The following is a 17218-nucleotide window of genomic DNA, read 5'->3' as shown; positions in this document are numbered from 1 at the left end:
ATGGCCTTCTATAGCTGGTACATGGACCGTAGCAAGCCGTTGCCGCCGGATGAGGTGTTCGACCCCTACCGTGAGCGTGACGAAGAGCGGCGGCTACGCGAGTACGGTCCGGAGGTGGTGCGGCAGTTTCCTGCATCGCTGACCGGGCCGGGTTCGCGCCTGGACACCCGGAGGGGGATGGTTGGAGCACGGTAGAGCGCCAGAGCGCGCTCGCTGTTCATGGACGTTCAATACTGACAGGGAGGTTTCGACATGTGGATGATCGGCTCTTTAGGAGGCGGAATTGTCGCCTCGATCCTGGCGTACGTGTTCGTGTCTCATATAGCGCCAGATCTCGGTCCCTACATGCTGATACCGGTGGCTCTGAATGCCGTCGGTACCGGTCTCATAGCGCTTCGATGGTGGCAGACGGGTGCCTATATGGTGCTGGCGGGAGCAATCCCGATCATGCCTGTAGGGCTTGTGAGCGTCCCCGGGGTGAGCCGGGCGCTCGACATGGCGGCCGAGCATCAGTTTCTGGAGGATACCGGCAACACCCCGGGCGGGCTCACGGAGCCGGATATGGAGTTCGCGGTGTCACCCTGGCGCCTCATTATCGGCGGTGGCGCCTTTTTCGTGATAAGCGGGGTGCTTCTCGTTATTCCTCCTTCCATCGCGCTGGGTATTGTCTTTGTGTTGATGGGTCTCTGGAGTCGGAAAAACGCCCGGTTGCGGATGCATCCCACCTATCTGGATTTGAAGGAGTTTCCCGCAAAAGGGCGCCGCCTGGTTCGTTACAAGGATGTCGAGACCGTTGAGCAGGTTGGGCGTAAAGCCCTCCGTCTGACCTATCGGCCGGGTGGGGCCGAGAGCGATGAGAAACCGCGTCGGTTCCGAATCAAACTGGGTGAGTTGAATGATGCTGAGCGGTCAATGTTGTACCGCCGGCTGACCGGGGAGCTGGAAGTAGAGGTTCCGCAGTTCGCTGCCACGGCCTGAACGCCGACTTGCGGGGCTTGCCAAGCCCCCGCCTTCGCGGCTACATTCACTCTCGCAGCAAGCGGGTGTAGTTCAATGGTAGAACGGGAGCTTCCCAAGCTCTTAATGTGGGTTCGATTCCCATCACCCGCTCCACTCAACTCTCCCCGGCCGTCTTGACCTCCCGCCACCCCCAAACCACACTCAAAACTGGTTCCGGACGCTTTGTGCCCGTGGGCCGAACAATAAAAAGGGACAAAAAACGAGAAAGGGGAGGAGATATGGCCAAGCGCTCTTCGTTCGTGACGCCCGTTGCCCTGGGGGCCGCGGCGCTGCTTACCAGCCTTGCAACGGCGCCCGTGCATGCAGACCGGGATCTCGCCTGGGCCACCTCGGCCACCGGCTCCGGTGGTCACGCCGTGAAGGTCGACCTGATGGCGTTGCTGAACCGGGAGTGGGAAGGCTACTCCATCACCGTGCTGCCGACAGCCGGCGCCATAGCGACGGTGCGAGGCTACGCCCTGGGCGAGTTCGACGGCTATTACGGCGCCGATGTGGCCTTCCAGGAGCTGGCTGACGACTCCGGTCGGTTCGAGGGCTTTCGAAGTGCCATGGAGCGCGAGCCGGTGCAGTCCTTCTGGGCCTACACCATGGAAGTCGGGCTGGCGGTGAGCGCCGATGATCAGGAGGCGTTCGATGGCTGGGGGGATCTCTCCGGCAAGCCGGTGTTCACGGGGCCTGCGCCCTGGGACGTTCGCGCGCAGCTCGAGCGCGCCATGGCGGCGGCGAACGTCACCCACGAGTACACGGAAATCGACATCGATATCGCCGGGTCGTCCCTTAACGAAGGCACCATCCGTGGTTTCAATGCGTACACCACTGGCGAGTCCAGTCTGGCGCCGTGGGTGAATGAGGCCATGCTCTCGTCCCGCGCGACCATTCTCAATCCCAGCGAGGACGAGCGGCGGATGATCGAGGAGGCGGGCATGGAGGTCGTTGCCATCGATCCTGACGTCTACGATTCCGACGTCAACGTGGATACCGCATACGCAGTGCCGTTCTTCTACGGCTTCCATCTGGGGCCGGACGTACCCGAAGAGGACCTCTACGAGATGCTTACCATCATCGACGAGCACTCGGAGGAACTGCGGGAGGCCAACGCCTCGTTCGCCCAGGTGGATGACGACATGGTCGACCTTCAGCGCCGCGGGGTCGCCGCCTCCGGCGGCAGTGTCCCGGTGCATCCGGGGCTTGCCCGCTTCCTGAAAGACAATGATGCCTGGGACGACGCCTGGGACGACTGGATCTACGAGGACTGAGCCACGCCTGCCCGGCGCGCGGGAGTCCGCGTGCCGGGCCTGATCGGCCAACACGGCGCCCCTGAGGCGCCCGGGAGGATCAGTGCTGGATATCCCGATCCATGGCGCGTGAACAGGACCAGGGTGCGGAGACGCGTCCGCTGACGCGAACCGAATACTGGTGCAACGTGGTGAGCCAGATTCTCTTCTACGGGATCTCGCTCTACTTCTTTTCGTACCTGACCACGTACTACCTGACGGGGGCGGGTGGCGCGACACTGCTGGCGGTGACCATGGTGCCGGTGGCCGTGGCGCTGGCGTATCTCAACGACCTCCGCCATGGTGAGCTTTATCCGGCACTGGGTCCGGTGCTGGCGACCCTCGTGGGCGCGGGCTATGCTGCGGCCCTGCTGTATGCGTCGGCGTATTTTGTCGCCGAGTTCGACGGCATCCGCATCAATCGTGTCGGTTTCTGGAACGATGCCGACAAGCTGGCGGGCGCCATTGTCGTCGCGCTGGTGCTGGAGTACACCCGTCGCCGTTACCTGGCTCTCGCGCTGGTGATCCTGGCGCTCATTCTCTATACCGCCTACGGCTACCTGGTGCCGGGGGTGTTCAGTCACCCCGGAATGAGCTGGGACCGCATCCTCACGGCGTCCAGTGTCGAGATCTCGACCGGTGTGTTCGAGCGCCTCTCCCAGCTGGGCCTCACGCTGATCGGCTCCTTCATGCTCGTACTGGCAGTGCTGCGGGCGTTCGGCTGCATCGAATCCATTCTCGTGGGCAGTTCGCGCCTGGCGGCCCGGTCACCGCGATTGCTGCCCCAGGCTGCCGTCATTGGCAGCTTCTCGGTGGCCGCGGTATCCGGCAGTGGCGCGGCGAATGCGGCCACGACCGGGTCGGCGACCATTCCGGCGCTGATCCGCGCAGGCTTCCCCAGGGTCAAGGCCGCCGCAGTGGAGACCGCGTCTTCCCTGGGCGGCCAGCTCATGCCGCCGCTCATGGGTATCGCTGCCTTTCTGATGGCCGAGTACATGCGGGTCAGCTACTTCGATGTGGTTGCGCGCGGATTCGCCCCCGCGATTCTGTATTTCATCGGTGTCAGCCTGGCGGTGTATCTGCTGGCGGGGCAGTACATGCAGCGTGCAGTGAACCCCCGCCGGGAGCCGATGCAGCCCATGGATATCGTCAATCTCGCCGCCTACGGGTTGGCGGTCGTGGCGCTGATCTGGCTGATGGGCGTCGAGCGCAGGGCCGCCATGTCCTCGGCGCAACTGGTGTTCATGGGCCTGCTCCTGGTGCTCTCGGTGCTGTTCTTCGCCCGCCTCGTGTGGGCCTCCCGGGAGCAGCCCCTGGCGCTGTTGCGCCGGGAGAGTCTGCGGGAGGCGGGGCGGCCGTTCGTGCGCATGATCGAGACCTTTTCCACCAACACCGCCGAACTCACCGTGCTGCTGGCCTCGCTGGGCATTCTGACGGCCACGTTCACCATCACCGGCGTGCCGACGAAGGTCGGCATCCTGCTCATGGAGACAGCCGGCGCGCACCTGGCGCTGATGGTCCTGGTCGCCTTCGCGTTCGGCTACCTGGTGGGCATGGGGCTGCCCGTTGCGCCCACCTACATCATCGTGGCCGTGGTGATCGCGCCGTTCATGATCCGCGCCGGGGTGGACCCGTGGGTGGCGCATTTCTTCGCCTTCCTGGTGGCGGTATTCGGCGAGCTGTCGCCGCCCACATCCGTGGTGGCCGCGGTGACATCGCGGATCGCGGAGGCGCCGTTCGTGCGCACCATGATCGCCGCACTGGGGTTGTGCGTGCCGCTGTTGATCATGATGGCGGGGGTGTATACCCGTCCGGGACTGGTGGTTGAGCCGGGACTTGCGCAGGTGCCGGCCTTTACGCTGCTGCTGGTCGGCACCCTGGGCGTGATCTTTGCGCTGCAGGGGAGCTTTGCCCGGACGCGGGCACTGGACTGGACGGCGCGGCTGGCAATTGCGCTGTTCAGCCTCGTGGTGATCCTGTACCCCGACGAGCAGCTGGCCTGGCTCGCCGTCGTGCCGGTGGTCGCCCTGGGGATGTGGGGCTTGGCGCGGGCGCGTCGGTCCCTGAGCGAGAAGCCGCTGCAGGCGGCGGTGAACGACAGTGGCTAGAACGCCACCGCCTGGCCGTCCTTGCGCGGGTCGGAGCCGGCAACGTAGCCGGCTTCCAGGCGGTGGACGATCTGTGCCCCGCCGAAGCCGAATGCTGCCTCGGGCTCTTCAACCACCAGCTCATGCCCCAGCTCCATGAGAGCCGTTCGGGTGTTGTCCGGCATGGTGGCCTCTACCGCCACGCGGCGCCCGGCGAGCACGCGCCACCGCGGGGCGTCGCAGGCGGCCTGCGGGTCCTGGCCGAAGTCGGCCAGACGTACCGTCATCTGCACATGGCCCTGGGCCTGCATGGGGCCGCCCATGACGCCGTAACTGGTCAGCGGTGCGCCGTCCGCGGTGGTGAGAAAGCCGGGGATGATGGTGTGGAACGGCCGTTTGCCGCCGTCGACCTGGTTCGGGTGTCCGGCCTCAAGGCTGAACCCGCCCGCACGACCCTGCATGCTGATCCCGGTGCCGGGCACCACTACGCCGGAGCCGAAACCGAGATAGTTGGACTGTATGAACGACACCATGCGCCCGGCGGCGTCCGCAGTGGAGAGGTAGACCGTCCCCCCGGGGCGTGGATCGCCGTGACCCGGGTCGCCGGCGCGTCGGCGATCGATGAGGCCGGCCCGGTGGTCGAGGTAGTCCGGCGCCAGCAGCTCGTCAGGGCTGACGGTCATGGTGGCGGGATCCGCGACGTGGGCGTGGGCGTCGGCCAGGGCGAGCTTGGTGGCCTCGATCTGCAGGTGGAGGCCGGCGACGCTGTCCGGCCCCACTTCGCGCAGTTCCGTGCGATCGAGGATGCCCAGGGCGATCAGGGCAGCGACGCCCTGGCCGTTGGGCGGAATCTCGTGGGCCAGCACATCGTTATAGTGGATGTGGATCGTGCCGGGCCAGTCGACGGCATGGGACGCCAGGTCGTCCGCCGACAGCGCCGCGCCGTTGGCTGCGGCCGCCGCCGCGATGCGCTCCGCCAGGTCGCCGCGATAGAACGCGTCGCCCCGGCTCTCGGCGATGGCACGCAGGGTTGCCGCCAGCGCCGGGTTGCGAAAGCGCTCACCGGCAGTGGGTGCATGGCCGTCGGGCAGGAAGGCTTCCGCAAAGCCGGGTTGTGCCGACAGCTCCCGGGCGCCCAGGGTCCACAGCCGGGCGATGACCGGTGAGACCGGAAAACCGCCCTCGGCATAGGCAATGGCGCGCTCGAACAGTCGCGGGAACGGCAGCGCTCCGAAGCGTTCGGAGAGCGCAACCCAGGCCGATACGGCGCCGGGGGTCGTGACCGACTCCCAGCCGCGCAGCGGCATGCTCTCGAACCCGCTGAACCGGTCCGGCCGCCACGCCGCCGGTGACCGGCCACTGGCGTTCAGGCCGTGGAGGCGGTGGCTGTCGTGAACGATGGCGAATGCATCGCTGCCCACGCCGTTGCCCGTGGGCTCCACCACGGTCAGCGTGATGGCCGCGGCGAGCGCAGCGTCAACGGCGTTGCCACCGTCGGCGAGAGCGTCCAGCCCGGCCTGTGCCGCCAGGGGCTGGGACGTGGCGACCACGTTGTCGCCGAGCACCGGGCTGCGGCGGGAGGCGTAGGGGGTTTCGAACTGCATGATCGGGCCGGCCCTGACTCAAAGACGCGGTTCGACTATGGCACAGGGGTCGTTAGAGGCAAAGTAAGCCGAAAAAAGCCCCGCACGAGCGGGGCTTTGATGGTCAGCGCCGCACGGGCGCGCATTCCTGTGTCAGTGCCGGCGTCTGCCGCGACGCTTCGGAATGTGGCCGTCGTTGGCCAGGCGTTCATGGAGCTTTCTGGGGCTCAGCTTGGCCAGATCCTTCGGGACTTCGTGCAGGTCCACCCCGTTCGGGATCGCGTGGTGGAGGTTGGGGCGCAGAAACCCGAGCATGCGCTTCTCGGCGCACAGGACCACCCGGCGCGTGCCGTTGCTGCGCGCCATGGTATCGAGTTCCTGGGCGATTTCACGGGCGAAACGCCGTTCGCATTCCGCATCGTATCCATCGCGATGATCGTCGTAACCATGGGCCGACCCGTTGGGCGTGCGATTGCGCCCGGCACGCAGGTCCGCGAGGATCTCCTCGCCATGGGCCTGGTGGGTGGGGTTCGACATGGTTTTCCTTTCGATGAGGTCCGGTCCGGACTCGAGTTCTGGCACTTCTGGGTGTTCAACAGTGAAGAAACGGGCTTTCGATCCCTCGGCAACGACCACACAATAACGACTCATACGTGATCTCCTTGGTTCGCGGCGGGAAACCGCCGGTGGTACGAAAGACACCACCGCCCACCATCCCGGTCGGGTGGCGCCGTCCGCTTTGAAGCCCTGTTTTATGGTGGTCGCGTTGCTGCGACACTTCTGTCTGCGGGGCTCCTCCCTGCAGTATAGTTACTACACTCACAATTGAAGGGTTTCGTCATGCCCCGGATCATCAAGTGGCTGCTGGTCGCGCTCGCCGCGTTTGCAGGGCTGATCGCGCTGCTCGTCGTGGCGATCATGTTGTTCTTCGATCCCAACGATTACCGCGAGGATATCGAGCGGCTGGTCGAGGAGCAGACCGGGCAGGAGCTGATGATCGAGGGGGATATCGGCCTGTCTTTCTTCCCCTGGCTGGGGCTGGATCTGGGGCGCACGCGCCTGGAGAACAGGGAGGAGTTCGGCGACGAGCCCTTCGTCAGCATCGAGAACGCCGGCGTCGCCGTGCGCATACTGCCGCTGTTCCGCCGCGAGGTGGTGCTGGACACCATCCGCCTGGACGGCCTGCGCGCCAACCTGATTGTCAGCGAGGCGGGCAACGCCAACTGGGAGCTGGATCTGCCCGAGGACCCGGACGAGCCCGCCGAAGCGCCCGTTCCGGATGAAGACGCTCCCGATGATGTGCCGGCCGAGCGGGACGGGCTGCCGTTCACCGTGGGCACCATACAGGGTGTTCAGATCACCGACCTGCACGTGACCTACGAAGACCGCCAGACCGGGGCCCGCCACGAAGCCGGTCCGGTGAACCTCTCCCTCGGCGAGCTGCGTCTGGATGACGATGTCACCCTGGAAGCGGACTGGGCCGTCAGCCTGGACGAAGACACCCGTCTCAGCGGTGACCTGACCGGCCTGCTGCGTGTCAGCAGCGATTTCCAGCGCTTCCGCGCCGAAGTGCTCGATCTCAACCTGAACACCGAAGCCGAGGGCTTGCCCGACGGTGGCCTGGACACGAGCCTGCGCGCCCTGCTGACCGCCGACCTGGAAACTGACAGCGCGGAGCTCAGCGACCTTGTGCTCGAGGTGGCCGGGCTGCGCCTGAATGCCGCCGCGGAGGTGGCCTCGCTCACCGGGGAGCCGACGGTGGACGGCCGTTTCAACATCCCCGGGACGGACCTGCGGGAGGTGCTGGATCGCCTCGGGCAGGACGACTTCGAACCGGCCGATGATGGCGCCCTGCGCAGCTTCAGCCTGACCGGTGCATTCCTGGCCGATGCCGATCGCGCCGAGCTCACCGAGCTGCTGGTGGAGCTGGACGATACCGAGCTCAGCGGCACCGCCAGCATCGCCGATTTTGCCGACCCCATGATCCGGTTCGACTTCGCCGGCACGCGGTTCAATGCCGACCGCTATCTGCCGGAAGGCACCGATGAGCCCGGCGCCGGCGGTGGCGCAGTGGCGGAGGCCGATGAAGAGGAGGGGGCCGAAATCCCGCTGGAGCCATTGCGCGCCCTGAACCTGGAGGGGCAGTTCACCCTGGAGCAGCTGATCGTCGCCGGCTTCGAGCTCGCGGACATCAACATCGAGATGAATGCCGCTGACGGCCGCATTCGCATTCACCCGCTCACCGCCAACCTCTACGACGGCACCTACGCTGGCGACATCCGGCTCGACGCCACGGGGGATGAACTGCTCGTACGCGTGGACGAGCGCATGGAGGGTGTGCAGGCGCAGCCCATCGTGCAGCAGTTCCTGGGGCGGGATCTGCTGCGCGGTACCGCCAACATGCGCCTTCAGGGCGAGACCCGGGGCAACGAGCCCATGGAGCTGGTGCGCGAGCTCGTCGCCCAGGTGGACCTTTCCTTCTCCGAGGGCAGCATCATCGGCATCAACCTGGAGCAGACCGTGCGCAATGCCGTTGCGCGGCTCCGGGACGAAAGCACCGACGATACGGAGGCCCCCCGCACCGCGTTCCAGGATGTGGATGCGCGGCTCAGTATCGATCGGGGCGTGGTCCGTAATGACGACCTGCGCATCCGCTCGGAGGTGTTCGACGTCCGCGGGGTGGGCGAGGCCCACGTCTTCGACCTCACCGTTGACTACCTGCTGGAGACCGAGCTGGTGGGCGGCAGCGGCTCCGAGATGGAGTGGCTGCGTGGCGTCACGCTGCCGGTTCGGTTCGACGGTTCATTGCTGTCGCCCGATATCAGCCTGGACCTGGCCGAGGTCCTGAGCAGCGAACAGCGTCAGCGCCTGCGGGATGGTGAGGCGGCGTTGCGCGAGCGCGCGGACGAAGAGGCCGAACGCGCCCGGGAGCGGCTGCGGGAAGAGCGCCAGGAACGGGAGGGCGAAGTCCGCGAACGGGCCCGGGACGAGTTGCGCCGGTTGTTCGACTGATGGTGCCGGAGGCCGCCGAAGCGGAGCGCTTCCAGGCGCAGCTGTTGGCGTGGTACGACCACAATGGCCGCCACGCGCTGCCCTGGAAACAGCCTGCGACGCCTTACCGCGTGTGGGTGTCCGAGATCATGCTGCAGCAGACGCAGGTCAGCGTGGTCATCCCCTACTTCGAGCGGTTCATGGAACGGTTCCCGGACGTGGCAGCCCTGGCCGCCGCGCCCCTGGACGACGTGCTCGCACACTGGGCCGGCCTGGGATATTACGCCCGCGCCAGGAATCTCCATCGCGCGGCGCAGCGCATCGTCGACGACCACGGCGGCGCCATGCCGGAGCGCATCGAAGAGTGGGAAGCCCTGCCCGGGGTCGGGCGATCCACCGCCGGGGCGATCCTGTCCCTGTCCATGGGGCAGCGGCACGCCATCCTCGACGGCAACGTCAAACGCGTGCTGGCGCGCTATGGCGCCGTGCCCGGGTGGCCGGGGCGTACCGCCGTGGCGCGGGAGCTGTGGGCGGTGGCCGAGACGCTGACCCCCGAGGCGCGCTGTGCCGACTACAACCAGGCCATGATGGATCTCGGTGCCACCGTGTGCACCCGCCGCAACCCCGCCTGTCTGTTGTGCCCCGTGAGCCAGGGTTGTCGTGCCCGTGCCCAGGGCGAACAGGAGGCGTATCCCGAGCCCAAGCCCAGCAAACGCTTGCCCGTGCGGCAGACCCGCATGCTGCTTATCGAGTCGGATCAGGGCGTACTGCTGCAGCGACGGCCACCCACCGGCATCTGGGGCGGGCTGTGGAGTTTCCCGGAGTGCCCGGTTGATGCGGATCCCGTGGCGCACTGCCGTGCCGAACTGGGGATCACCATCGATGTCCCGGAGGTGTGGTCCGGGTTCCGGCACACGTTCAGCCATTACCACCTGGACATCGAACCGGTCCACGCCCGGCTCACGGGTTCAGCCGACCGCGTCATGACAGGTGCGGAGGCCGTCTGGTATAACGAGCACTCTCCGCTGGGGCGCGGTGTGGCCGCTCCGGTCCACCGGCTCTTGCAGCACTTTCACCAGGGAGCATGACCCATGGCGCGAACCGTCCACTGTGCCCGGCTCGGCGAAGAGCTGGAAGGGCTTGAGAAGCCGCCGTACCCGGGTGAACTCGGGAAGCGGATCTACGAAAACGTCTCCAAGCAGGCCTGGCAGGAGTGGCTGGGCCACCAGACCATGCTCATCAACGAGTACCGGCTGACCCCGGTAGACCCCAAGGCGCGCAAGTTTCTTGAAGGGGAGATGGAGAAATTCCTGCTCGAGGGTGGTGCCGCCGTGCCGCCGCCGGATTACCGACCGCCCGAGGAGTGAACGCGCCGGTGGCCGGGCTTCGCCTTGACGCGCCCGGCCCGATGGGGTTCAATGTGCCGCCTCAGGCCGGGTAGCTCAGTCGGTAGAGCAGCGGATTGAAAATCCGCGTGTCGGCGGTTCGATTCCGTCCCCGGCCACCAGATACGCATTAAAGCCCGCAGCGCCTGGCGTTGCGGGCTTTTTGTTGCATCACTCCCGGCATGAACCTCCAGCTGCACGATCGTCGGTCGCGCGATCTCCGGCCGTAGGGTGGACCTTCAGGTCCACCAATCCCGATCAATAACCACGCCCCATGAGTACCCCTCCGACTATACTTCCGCCAGGGGGGCTCCGCCCCGGCATTGATACGGTCTGATCGCCATTCAAGCGGGAGGTCGTCATGACACAGGCAGTAACCGCCGCATACGAGAGTGTTGAAGCGGCCAGGAACGTCGTCGATGAGTTGATTGCGGATGGTTTCGACCAGGAGAAGGTCTACCTGGATCGCGACACCTGTCAGGTCAAGGTGATGACACCGGACCGCGGGCTACGGGAAGTCGAAGAGATCCTCGGCCGTCACCGCCCGCGCGAGATCTGGTCGAACAAGGTGCACTAGGGGTTCCTCGCGCGCCGCGCGATCAGGGTTCAGAACACTGGCGGCATACCTATGCCGCCAGTGCAACTGGAGGGGAATGCGACATCCGTGTGTTGATCGAGTTATTCGATCTCGTCCTCTTCGTACTCGTCTTCCTCACCCTCGTCCCGGTCGTCCTCGTAGAGCACCATGTCGGCGGAGTCGCCGGCGCTCTGTGCGCCGCTGGCCAGCGAGCTGCCGAGTGGCGCCGCGGTGGCGGCGATGGAGAAGAGGAGAGCGACGAGCAGCGCAAGCGCGTATGTCGTGAGTTTCATGACCTACCTCCTGGGGCCTCTGGCCCCGAGCGCGCCCAGGCGTCATTGCCGGGCAGCACGATCACAGCAATTTCGGTGCCGCTTTTTAATCCCTTTTAGAACAACGGGTTAATAGCCGTCTATCGGAATTCAGTGTCGCCCGGGGGAGTCGCCACGGGGCGTGGCGGACGCTAACCCTATGAGCAAGAAAGGAAACCTGTTGTCTCCAGGCCGAGACGTATCGCCCTGTCCTAGCCTCCTGTCTCCCCCTTTCCCGAAGGTCGCCACATCCCCCCCAATAGATGCTAGTCTCCCATGTCAGAAATGAAACGCTGTTTCGCAAAACGCAACTGTGTCGACGAAACCGCCAGTTACGGATGACAAACACCGTGCGGGGTCGTGGATACCGCATTCGTCACGCAGCACAGGAGGAATTGCCGTGAGTCTCTCGTTGAACGATTCCCAGCTACTCAAGACCCAGGCGTACATCGGTGGCGAATGGGCGCCGGCCACCAGCAGCGCCACGTTTGATGTGATCAACCCGGCCACCGGCGATGTCCTTGCCAGCGTTCCCGACATGAATGCTGCCGACACCAAACAGGCCATCGCCGCCGCCGAGCAGGCGTGGCCGGAGTGGCGGGCCATGAGCGCGCGCAAGCGTTCGAAGCTGCTGCGCAAGTGGTACGACCTCATCACCCAACACAGTGACGACCTTGCCCAGCTCCTGACTGCGGAGCAGGGCAAGCCCCACGCCGAAGCGAAGGGTGAAGTGCTTGGCGGAGCGGCCTACGTGGAGTGGTTCGCCGAGGAGGCGAAGCGCATCGAAGGGGATCTGCTCTCGCCCCAGGGGCCGGGCCAGCGTGAGCTGGTGGTGAAGCAGCCCGTGGGCGTGGTGGCCGCCATTACGCCGTGGAACTTCCCCTCTTCCATGATTACCCGCAAGGTCTCCCCGGCGCTCGCCGCCGGTTGCCCGGTGGTGATCAAGCCGGCGGAAGACACGCCGCTCTCCGCCCTGGCCCTGGCCGAGCTTGCCCATCGCGCCGGCATTCCCGCGGGTGTCGTGAATGTGGTCACCGCGAGCCACGGCGCCGAGGTGGGCGGGGAGCTGGCCACCAGCGCCACCGTGCGCAAGCTCTCGTTCACCGGCTCCACTGCCGTGGGCAAGCTGCTCATGAGTCAGGCCTCGGATACCGTGAAGAAGGTCAGCCTGGAGCTGGGCGGTAATGCGCCCTTCCTGGTATTCGAGGATGCGGATCTGGATGCCGCCGTGCAGGCCGCCACCATGATGAAGTTCATCAACAGCGGCCAGACCTGCATCTGCGTGAACCGTCTGATGGTGCACGAGAATGTCTACGACGCCTTCATGGAGAAGTTCACCGCCGCGGTGGACCAGCTCAACGTCGGTAACGGTGCCGAGAAGGGTGTCACCACGGGCCCGCTCATCAACGACAAGGGCCTGGAGAAGGTCGAGGGGCTGGTCAAGGATGCCCTGGGCAGCGGCGCCAAAGCGGTTCGCGGCGGACAGCGGCACGACCTGGGCCGGACCTTCTACGAGCCCACGGTACTCGCCGACGTGAATCCCGACATGGCCTGTTTCGGCAACGAGATCTTCGGCCCGGTGGCGCCGGTCTACCGCTTCAGTTCCGAGGAAGAGGCCGTTCGCCTCGCCAACGACACCCCCTACGGCCTCGCCGCCTACTACTTCACCCGCGACCCCGGCCGCATGTGGCGCGTGGGCGAGGCGCTGGAGTACGGCATGGTGGCGTGCAACACCGCGCGCTTCGTGCACGAGGGCATGCCGTTTGGCGGCTTCAAGGAGTCCGGTATCGGCCGCGAGGGCTCGAAGTACGGCATCGACGAGTACCTGGAGATGAAGTTCCTGTGCATGGGCGGCCTGTGATCGCCCGGCGCATTCGTTAGCAACAAGCCAGTGCCGGTGGCGCGTTGCGCCCCGGCCACGGATGGATCAGATGAAGGAGGATCGCATGAGCGACGCAGTCAGTTACCAGTTGAAGGATGGCGTGGGCGTCATCACCGTGAACAATCCGCCGGTGAACGCCCTTGGGCAGGCCGTGCGCGCCGGGCTCAAGGAAGGGCTGGAGAAGGGGCTGGCCGACGACGGCGCCCGGGCGTTGGTGGTCATTGGCGGCGGGCGCACGTTCCCGGCCGGTGCCGACATCCGCGAGTTCGGCAAGCCGCCGCAGGATCCGAGCCTGCCCGACGTCATCGACGCCTACGAGAACAGCGACAAGCTGGTGGTTGCCGCGATTCACGGCACTGCCCTGGGTGGTGGCCTGGAAGTCGCCCTGGGTTGCGACTACCGCGTGGCGGTCAAGTCCGGCGCCGTCGGCCTGCCGGAAGTCAAGCTGGGCCTGCTGCCCGGCGCCGGCGGCACCCAGCGGCTGCCGCGTCTGGCCGGCCCGAAGGCGGCTCTGGAGATGATTACCGCCGGCAACCCGGTGAAGGCGCCAAAGGCCCAGGACATGGGCATCATCGACGCCATCGTCGGTGACGACCTCGAGGCCGAGGCCATCGCCTATGCCAAAAAGCTGGTGGCCGACGGCGCCCCGCGGCGGCGCATCTGCGACATGGAGGCCAAGGCCGAGTCGCCGAGCCTGTTCGAGGAGTTCGAGAAGGGCCTGCAGAAGAAGGCCCGCGGCTTCCTGGCACCGTTCCACTGCCTCAAGGCGGTCAAGGCCGCGGTGGATCTGCCCTTCCAGGACGGCCTCAAGCGTGAGCGCGAGCTGTTCCAGGAGCTGATGGAATCGCCCCAGTCCAAGGCCCAGCGGCACGTCTTCTTTGCCGAGCGCGAAGTGGCGAAGGTCCCCGGTGTGAGCAAGGACACCCCCAAGCGCGAGGTGAAGAAGGTCGGTATCGTCGGCGCCGGCACCATGGGCGGCGGCATCGCCATGAACTTCGCCAACGCCGGTATCCCGGTGATCATCAAGGAAGTGAAGCAGGAAGCCCTGGACAAGGGCCTGGCCACCATCCGGAAGAACTACGAGAGCACCGCCAAGAAGGGCCGCATCTCCATGGACGACGTGGAGAAGCGCATGAGCCTGCTGTCCGGCACCCTCGACTACGATGACTTCAAGGACGTGGACCTGGTCATCGAGGCGGTGTTCGAGAGCATGGACGTGAAACAGGACGTCTTCGAGACCCTGGACAAGGTCTGCAAGCAGGGTGCGATTCTCGCCAGCAACACCTCCACCCTGGACGTGAACCGGATCGCCTCGTTCACCAGCCGGCCTGAAGACGTCTGCGGCATGCACTTCTTCAGCCCCGCCAACGTCATGAAACTGCTGGAGAACGTGCGCGGCGACAAGACCTCCGACGACGTGGTCGCCACGATCATGGATATCGGCAAGAAGATCGGCAAGGTGGCCGTTTGTGTCGGCGTGTGCGACGGTTTCGTCGGCAACCGCATGCTGCACAAGCGCCAGGCCGAGGCCGTGGCCCTGGTGGAAGAGGGTGCCAGCCCCGAGCAGGTGGACAAGGTCATCTACGATCTGGGCTTCCCCATGGGGCCGTTCGCCATGTCCGACCTGGCCGGCCTGGACATCGGCTACAGCATCCGCCTGGAGCGCCGCAAGGCCGGTGACCCGGACGCCCAGGAGCTGACCTGGCTGGACAAGCTCGCCGAGAAAGGCCGCTACGGCCAGAAGACCCAGGCGGGCGTCTACAAGTACGAAGAGGGTGACCGGACGCCCAAGCCGGACCCGGTGACCGCCGAGGTGATCGAGCAGCACCGCAAGGACAAGGGCATCACGCCCCGCGACGTGAGCGACCAGGAAGTCCTGGAGCGGTGCATGTACGTCATGGTCAACGAAGGCTCCAAGATCCTGGAAGAGGGCATCGCCGCCCGCGCCCTGGACGTGGACATCGTCTGGATCTACGGCTACGGCTTCCCGGTCTACCGCGGCGGCACCATGTTCTGGGCCGACCAGGTGGGCGTGAAGGAGATCTTCGATCGCGTCAGTCAGTTCTACAAGGAGCAGGGCGGCGAGCAGTGGAAGCCGTCACCGCTGCTGGAGCAGCTGGCGAAGGAAGGCAAGGGCTTTCACGACGCCAAGTAAGGTGATGGCCATGCCCGGGGCGGGATCGCCCCGGGCGTGGCGTCGCGGCTTGCGCCGCTCCTACGCTTCAAGTTGTCGGGGCTGAAGCCCCTCCCACACTGGCCTCCTTAAATCTGTGGGAGCGGCTTCAGCCGCGATTGTTTCCAGAGCCCGTAGGAGCGGCGCAAGCCGCGACCTGCCCATTCATGCTTCAAGCCCGGATCACCATCGGCAATCCGCACTCATCCGTCTCCACCGTCTCCGGAAACGCCACTGCCTCGCCCCGCGCGATGCGTGCCGCGCTCCAGAGTGCCGCGAGTGCATCCAGCAGATCGTCCGCGGCGTACCGCTGGCCTGACAGCGCGTCCTGCGTCGCCTCCAGCGCACCCGGAAGATCCCGTTCGATGAGCGCGATCCGCTCCTGCCGGCCCGGCGAGCGTTTCTTGTTGTGACGCATGGGCGTGCCCCCGTTCCAGAGGGCAAAGCTGAGCTCCGGGTGCACCTCGTAGACCCGCTCGCGCCACTGGGTGTCCCGCTGCAGGAAGCGGTCCATGGCATGGATCAGGGGCACGATGTTCCAGGCCTGTCGCGACAGGGCCCGCCCGGCGCGGGCGCGGCCAATGGCGCAGGCCGTCGGGTAATCCGCTGCGGTCAGCATGGGCCGGATCGGTGCCGGGAAGACGCTGCTCCCGCGCGGACGTCCCAGCCGTGCCCGGGCGGCCAGGTCGCAGCCGCGTGGGGATGCCTCGGCGAGGCCGATGGGGACGTCGGCACCCACCACCGACGGGGCCGGGGTCAGGGTGGCGATCCCGCCGGGATGGTCGATCAGCGCCGCCCGCAGCGATGCCGGCTCGTCCGCAGGGCCCCATACGCACAGCCAGCCGCCACGGCAGCCGTCCACGCCAGCGACGACGGGGTGGTCCGTCACGAGGAGGCCTCCCCCGGTGAGGCAGGGCGTTCAGGCTTCAAGGTACTGGATGCTGAACCAGCCACGTGCGTCCTCCCAGCTGGCGCCGACCCGCAGTCCTGCCTCTGCCGCCAGGGCGTCGAGGCCCGCCCGGGTGTACTTGTAGCTGAACTCGGTGATGATGAAATCGTCCGCCTCGTACCGGAAGGTGCTTCCGCCCACCTCGATGGTCTGCGCGTGGCGGCTGACCAGGTGCATCTCGATGCGGCTCTCCGGTGCGTTCCATACCGCGCGATGAACGAAACCGTCTGCGTCCAGCACGGCCCCGAGTTCCTGCTGCATGCGCGTGAGCAGGTTGCGATTGAACGCGGCGGTGACGCCGGCGGCGTCGTTGTAGGCGGCCTCCAGAACCGCCGGGTCCTTGCGCAGGTCCACCCCCAGGACTACCGCGCCGCCGGCGCCAACCAGCGCGCGGAACTGCGCCAGCAGCGCCGCCGCCTGGTCCGGCGGGAAGTTGCCGATGGTCGAGCCGGGGAAGAAGACGGCGCGCCGCGCGGCCGGCGCATCGACGTCCGGGATGGTGAAGCCAGCAGTGAAATCCGCGCAGACCGGGATGATGTCGATCGCCGGGAACTGTTGCCGCAGCGGCGTGAGACTGCTCAGCATGTGGTCGCCGGAGATCTCCACCGGAACGTAGGCCACGGGGCGGCGCAGGTTGCGCAGCAGCAGGCTTACCTTCGCGCTGCTCCCGCTGCCGGGCTCCACCAGGACCACCCCCTCGCCGAGCCGTTCGCCGATCGCGCCAGCGTACTGCTCCAGGATCTGCATTTCCGTGCGCGTGGGGTAATACTCCGGGAGTTCGCAGATGCGGTCGAACAGGCGCGAGCCGGCGTCATCATAGAAGTACTTCGGTGGAATCACAGGCGGGGACTGGGCCAACCCGGTCAGCACGTCGGCCATGAACTCGCCGGCAACGTCGTTGCTCGAGTGGTCGTAGGCAGGATGGTCGACTTGGAGCGTCATTGTGTTCTCCCTGACGGCAGACGGGGCAGGAGGCCGCGTCACCA

The 17218-nt window shown here is 66.3% G+C and carries 15 protein-coding genes and 2 tRNA genes; 12 read left to right on the top strand and 5 right to left on the bottom strand.

Going from position 1 to position 17218, the window contains the following annotated elements; translation table 11 throughout:
- The 5 genes from BMZ02_RS19080 to BMZ02_RS18425 form a co-directional block, all read left to right on the top strand.
- Positions 1-195, top strand: a 195-nt coding sequence (locus BMZ02_RS19080; RefSeq protein WP_091646531.1) for a hypothetical protein, incomplete at its 5' end; no start/stop codon positions are given.
- Positions 196-252: 57 nt separating this feature from the next.
- Positions 253-978: a hypothetical protein gene (locus BMZ02_RS18440; RefSeq protein WP_091646529.1), complete on the top strand. Its 726-nt coding sequence runs from the start codon at positions 253-255 to the stop codon at positions 976-978.
- Positions 979-1039: 61 nt separating this feature from the next.
- Positions 1040-1113 (top strand) — tRNA-Gly (locus tag BMZ02_RS18435).
- Between the two features lie 125 nt (positions 1114-1238).
- A complete protein-coding gene (locus BMZ02_RS18430) occupies positions 1239-2276 on the top strand; it encodes a TAXI family TRAP transporter solute-binding subunit (protein ID WP_091646528.1) in 1038 nt (345 codons plus the stop codon).
- Positions 2277-2377: 101 nt separating this feature from the next.
- Complete coding sequence (locus BMZ02_RS18425) at positions 2378-4402, top strand: TRAP transporter permease (RefSeq protein WP_091646526.1); 2025 nt, start codon at positions 2378-2380, stop codon at positions 4400-4402.
- Here the strand turns inward: BMZ02_RS18425 and BMZ02_RS18420 are convergent.
- Positions 4399-5985, bottom strand: a complete 1587-nt coding sequence (locus BMZ02_RS18420; protein ID WP_091646524.1) for a gamma-glutamyltransferase family protein — start codon at positions 5983-5985, stop codon at positions 4399-4401. The genes BMZ02_RS18425 and BMZ02_RS18420 overlap by 4 nt on opposite strands.
- Before the next feature lie 132 nt (positions 5986-6117).
- Entirely contained in the window at positions 6118-6615 is a 498-nt protein-coding gene (locus BMZ02_RS18415) for a host attachment protein (protein WP_091646522.1), read from the bottom strand.
- 189 nt (positions 6616-6804) lie between these two features.
- On the opposite strand from BMZ02_RS18415, the gene BMZ02_RS18410 reads away from it, so the two are divergent.
- The 5 genes from BMZ02_RS18410 to BMZ02_RS18390 all read left to right on the top strand — a co-directional run bounded on the left by BMZ02_RS18410 (position 6805) and on the right by BMZ02_RS18390 (position 10917).
- The gene (locus tag BMZ02_RS18410) at positions 6805-8976 is read left to right on the top strand and encodes an AsmA family protein (protein WP_091646520.1); all 2172 of its coding nucleotides are present in this window, start codon (positions 6805-6807) and stop codon (positions 8974-8976) included.
- Entirely contained in the window at positions 8976-10043 is a 1068-nt protein-coding gene (gene mutY, locus BMZ02_RS18405; RefSeq protein ID WP_091646519.1) for an A/G-specific adenine glycosylase, read from the top strand. Before BMZ02_RS18410 ends, mutY begins: the two co-directional genes overlap by 1 nt.
- A gap of 3 nt (positions 10044-10046) precedes the next feature.
- The gene (locus BMZ02_RS18400) at positions 10047-10322 is read left to right on the top strand and encodes an oxidative damage protection protein (RefSeq protein ID WP_091646517.1); all 276 of its coding nucleotides are present in this window, start codon (positions 10047-10049) and stop codon (positions 10320-10322) included.
- A 64-nt stretch (positions 10323-10386) separates the two neighbouring features.
- Positions 10387-10462, top strand: a tRNA-Phe gene (locus BMZ02_RS18395).
- A 239-nt stretch (positions 10463-10701) separates the two neighbouring features.
- Positions 10702-10917 (top strand): hypothetical protein, encoded by a 216-nt coding sequence (locus BMZ02_RS18390; RefSeq protein ID WP_091646516.1) that lies wholly within the window; start codon positions 10702-10704, stop codon positions 10915-10917.
- Between the two features lie 101 nt (positions 10918-11018).
- Here BMZ02_RS18390 and BMZ02_RS18385 read toward each other — a convergent pair whose 3' ends face one another.
- The gene (locus BMZ02_RS18385; RefSeq protein WP_091646514.1) at positions 11019-11210 is read right to left on the bottom strand and encodes a hypothetical protein; all 192 of its coding nucleotides are present in this window, start codon (positions 11208-11210) and stop codon (positions 11019-11021) included.
- Positions 11211-11628: 418 nt separating this feature from the next.
- On the opposite strand from BMZ02_RS18385, the gene BMZ02_RS18380 reads away from it, so the two are divergent.
- Both BMZ02_RS18380 and BMZ02_RS18375 read left to right on the top strand, forming a co-directional pair.
- Positions 11629-13089 (top strand): NAD-dependent succinate-semialdehyde dehydrogenase, encoded by a 1461-nt coding sequence (locus BMZ02_RS18380; RefSeq protein ID WP_091646512.1) that lies wholly within the window; start codon positions 11629-11631, stop codon positions 13087-13089.
- A gap of 85 nt (positions 13090-13174) precedes the next feature.
- Positions 13175-15265, top strand: a complete 2091-nt coding sequence (locus BMZ02_RS18375; protein ID WP_091646534.1) for a 3-hydroxyacyl-CoA dehydrogenase NAD-binding domain-containing protein — start codon at positions 13175-13177, stop codon at positions 15263-15265.
- 190 nt (positions 15266-15455) lie between these two features.
- On the opposite strand, the gene BMZ02_RS18370 is transcribed toward BMZ02_RS18375, so the two are convergent.
- The gene (locus BMZ02_RS18370; protein WP_091646510.1) at positions 15456-16172 is read right to left on the bottom strand and encodes a DUF429 domain-containing protein; all 717 of its coding nucleotides are present in this window, start codon (positions 16170-16172) and stop codon (positions 15456-15458) included.
- A 30-nt stretch (positions 16173-16202) separates the two neighbouring features.
- Complete coding sequence (egtD, locus tag BMZ02_RS18365; protein ID WP_091646509.1) at positions 16203-17174, bottom strand: L-histidine N(alpha)-methyltransferase; 972 nt, start codon at positions 17172-17174, stop codon at positions 16203-16205.
- Positions 17175-17218: the final 44 nt, after the last annotated feature.

The sequence above is a fragment of the Aquisalimonas asiatica genome (assembly GCF_900110585.1).
GTDB classification, from domain to species: Bacteria; Pseudomonadota; Gammaproteobacteria; order Nitrococcales; family Aquisalimonadaceae; genus Aquisalimonas; species Aquisalimonas asiatica.
Note: the sequence above shows the minus strand (reverse complement) of the source record. Positions and strands in the feature narration are given on the sequence as shown.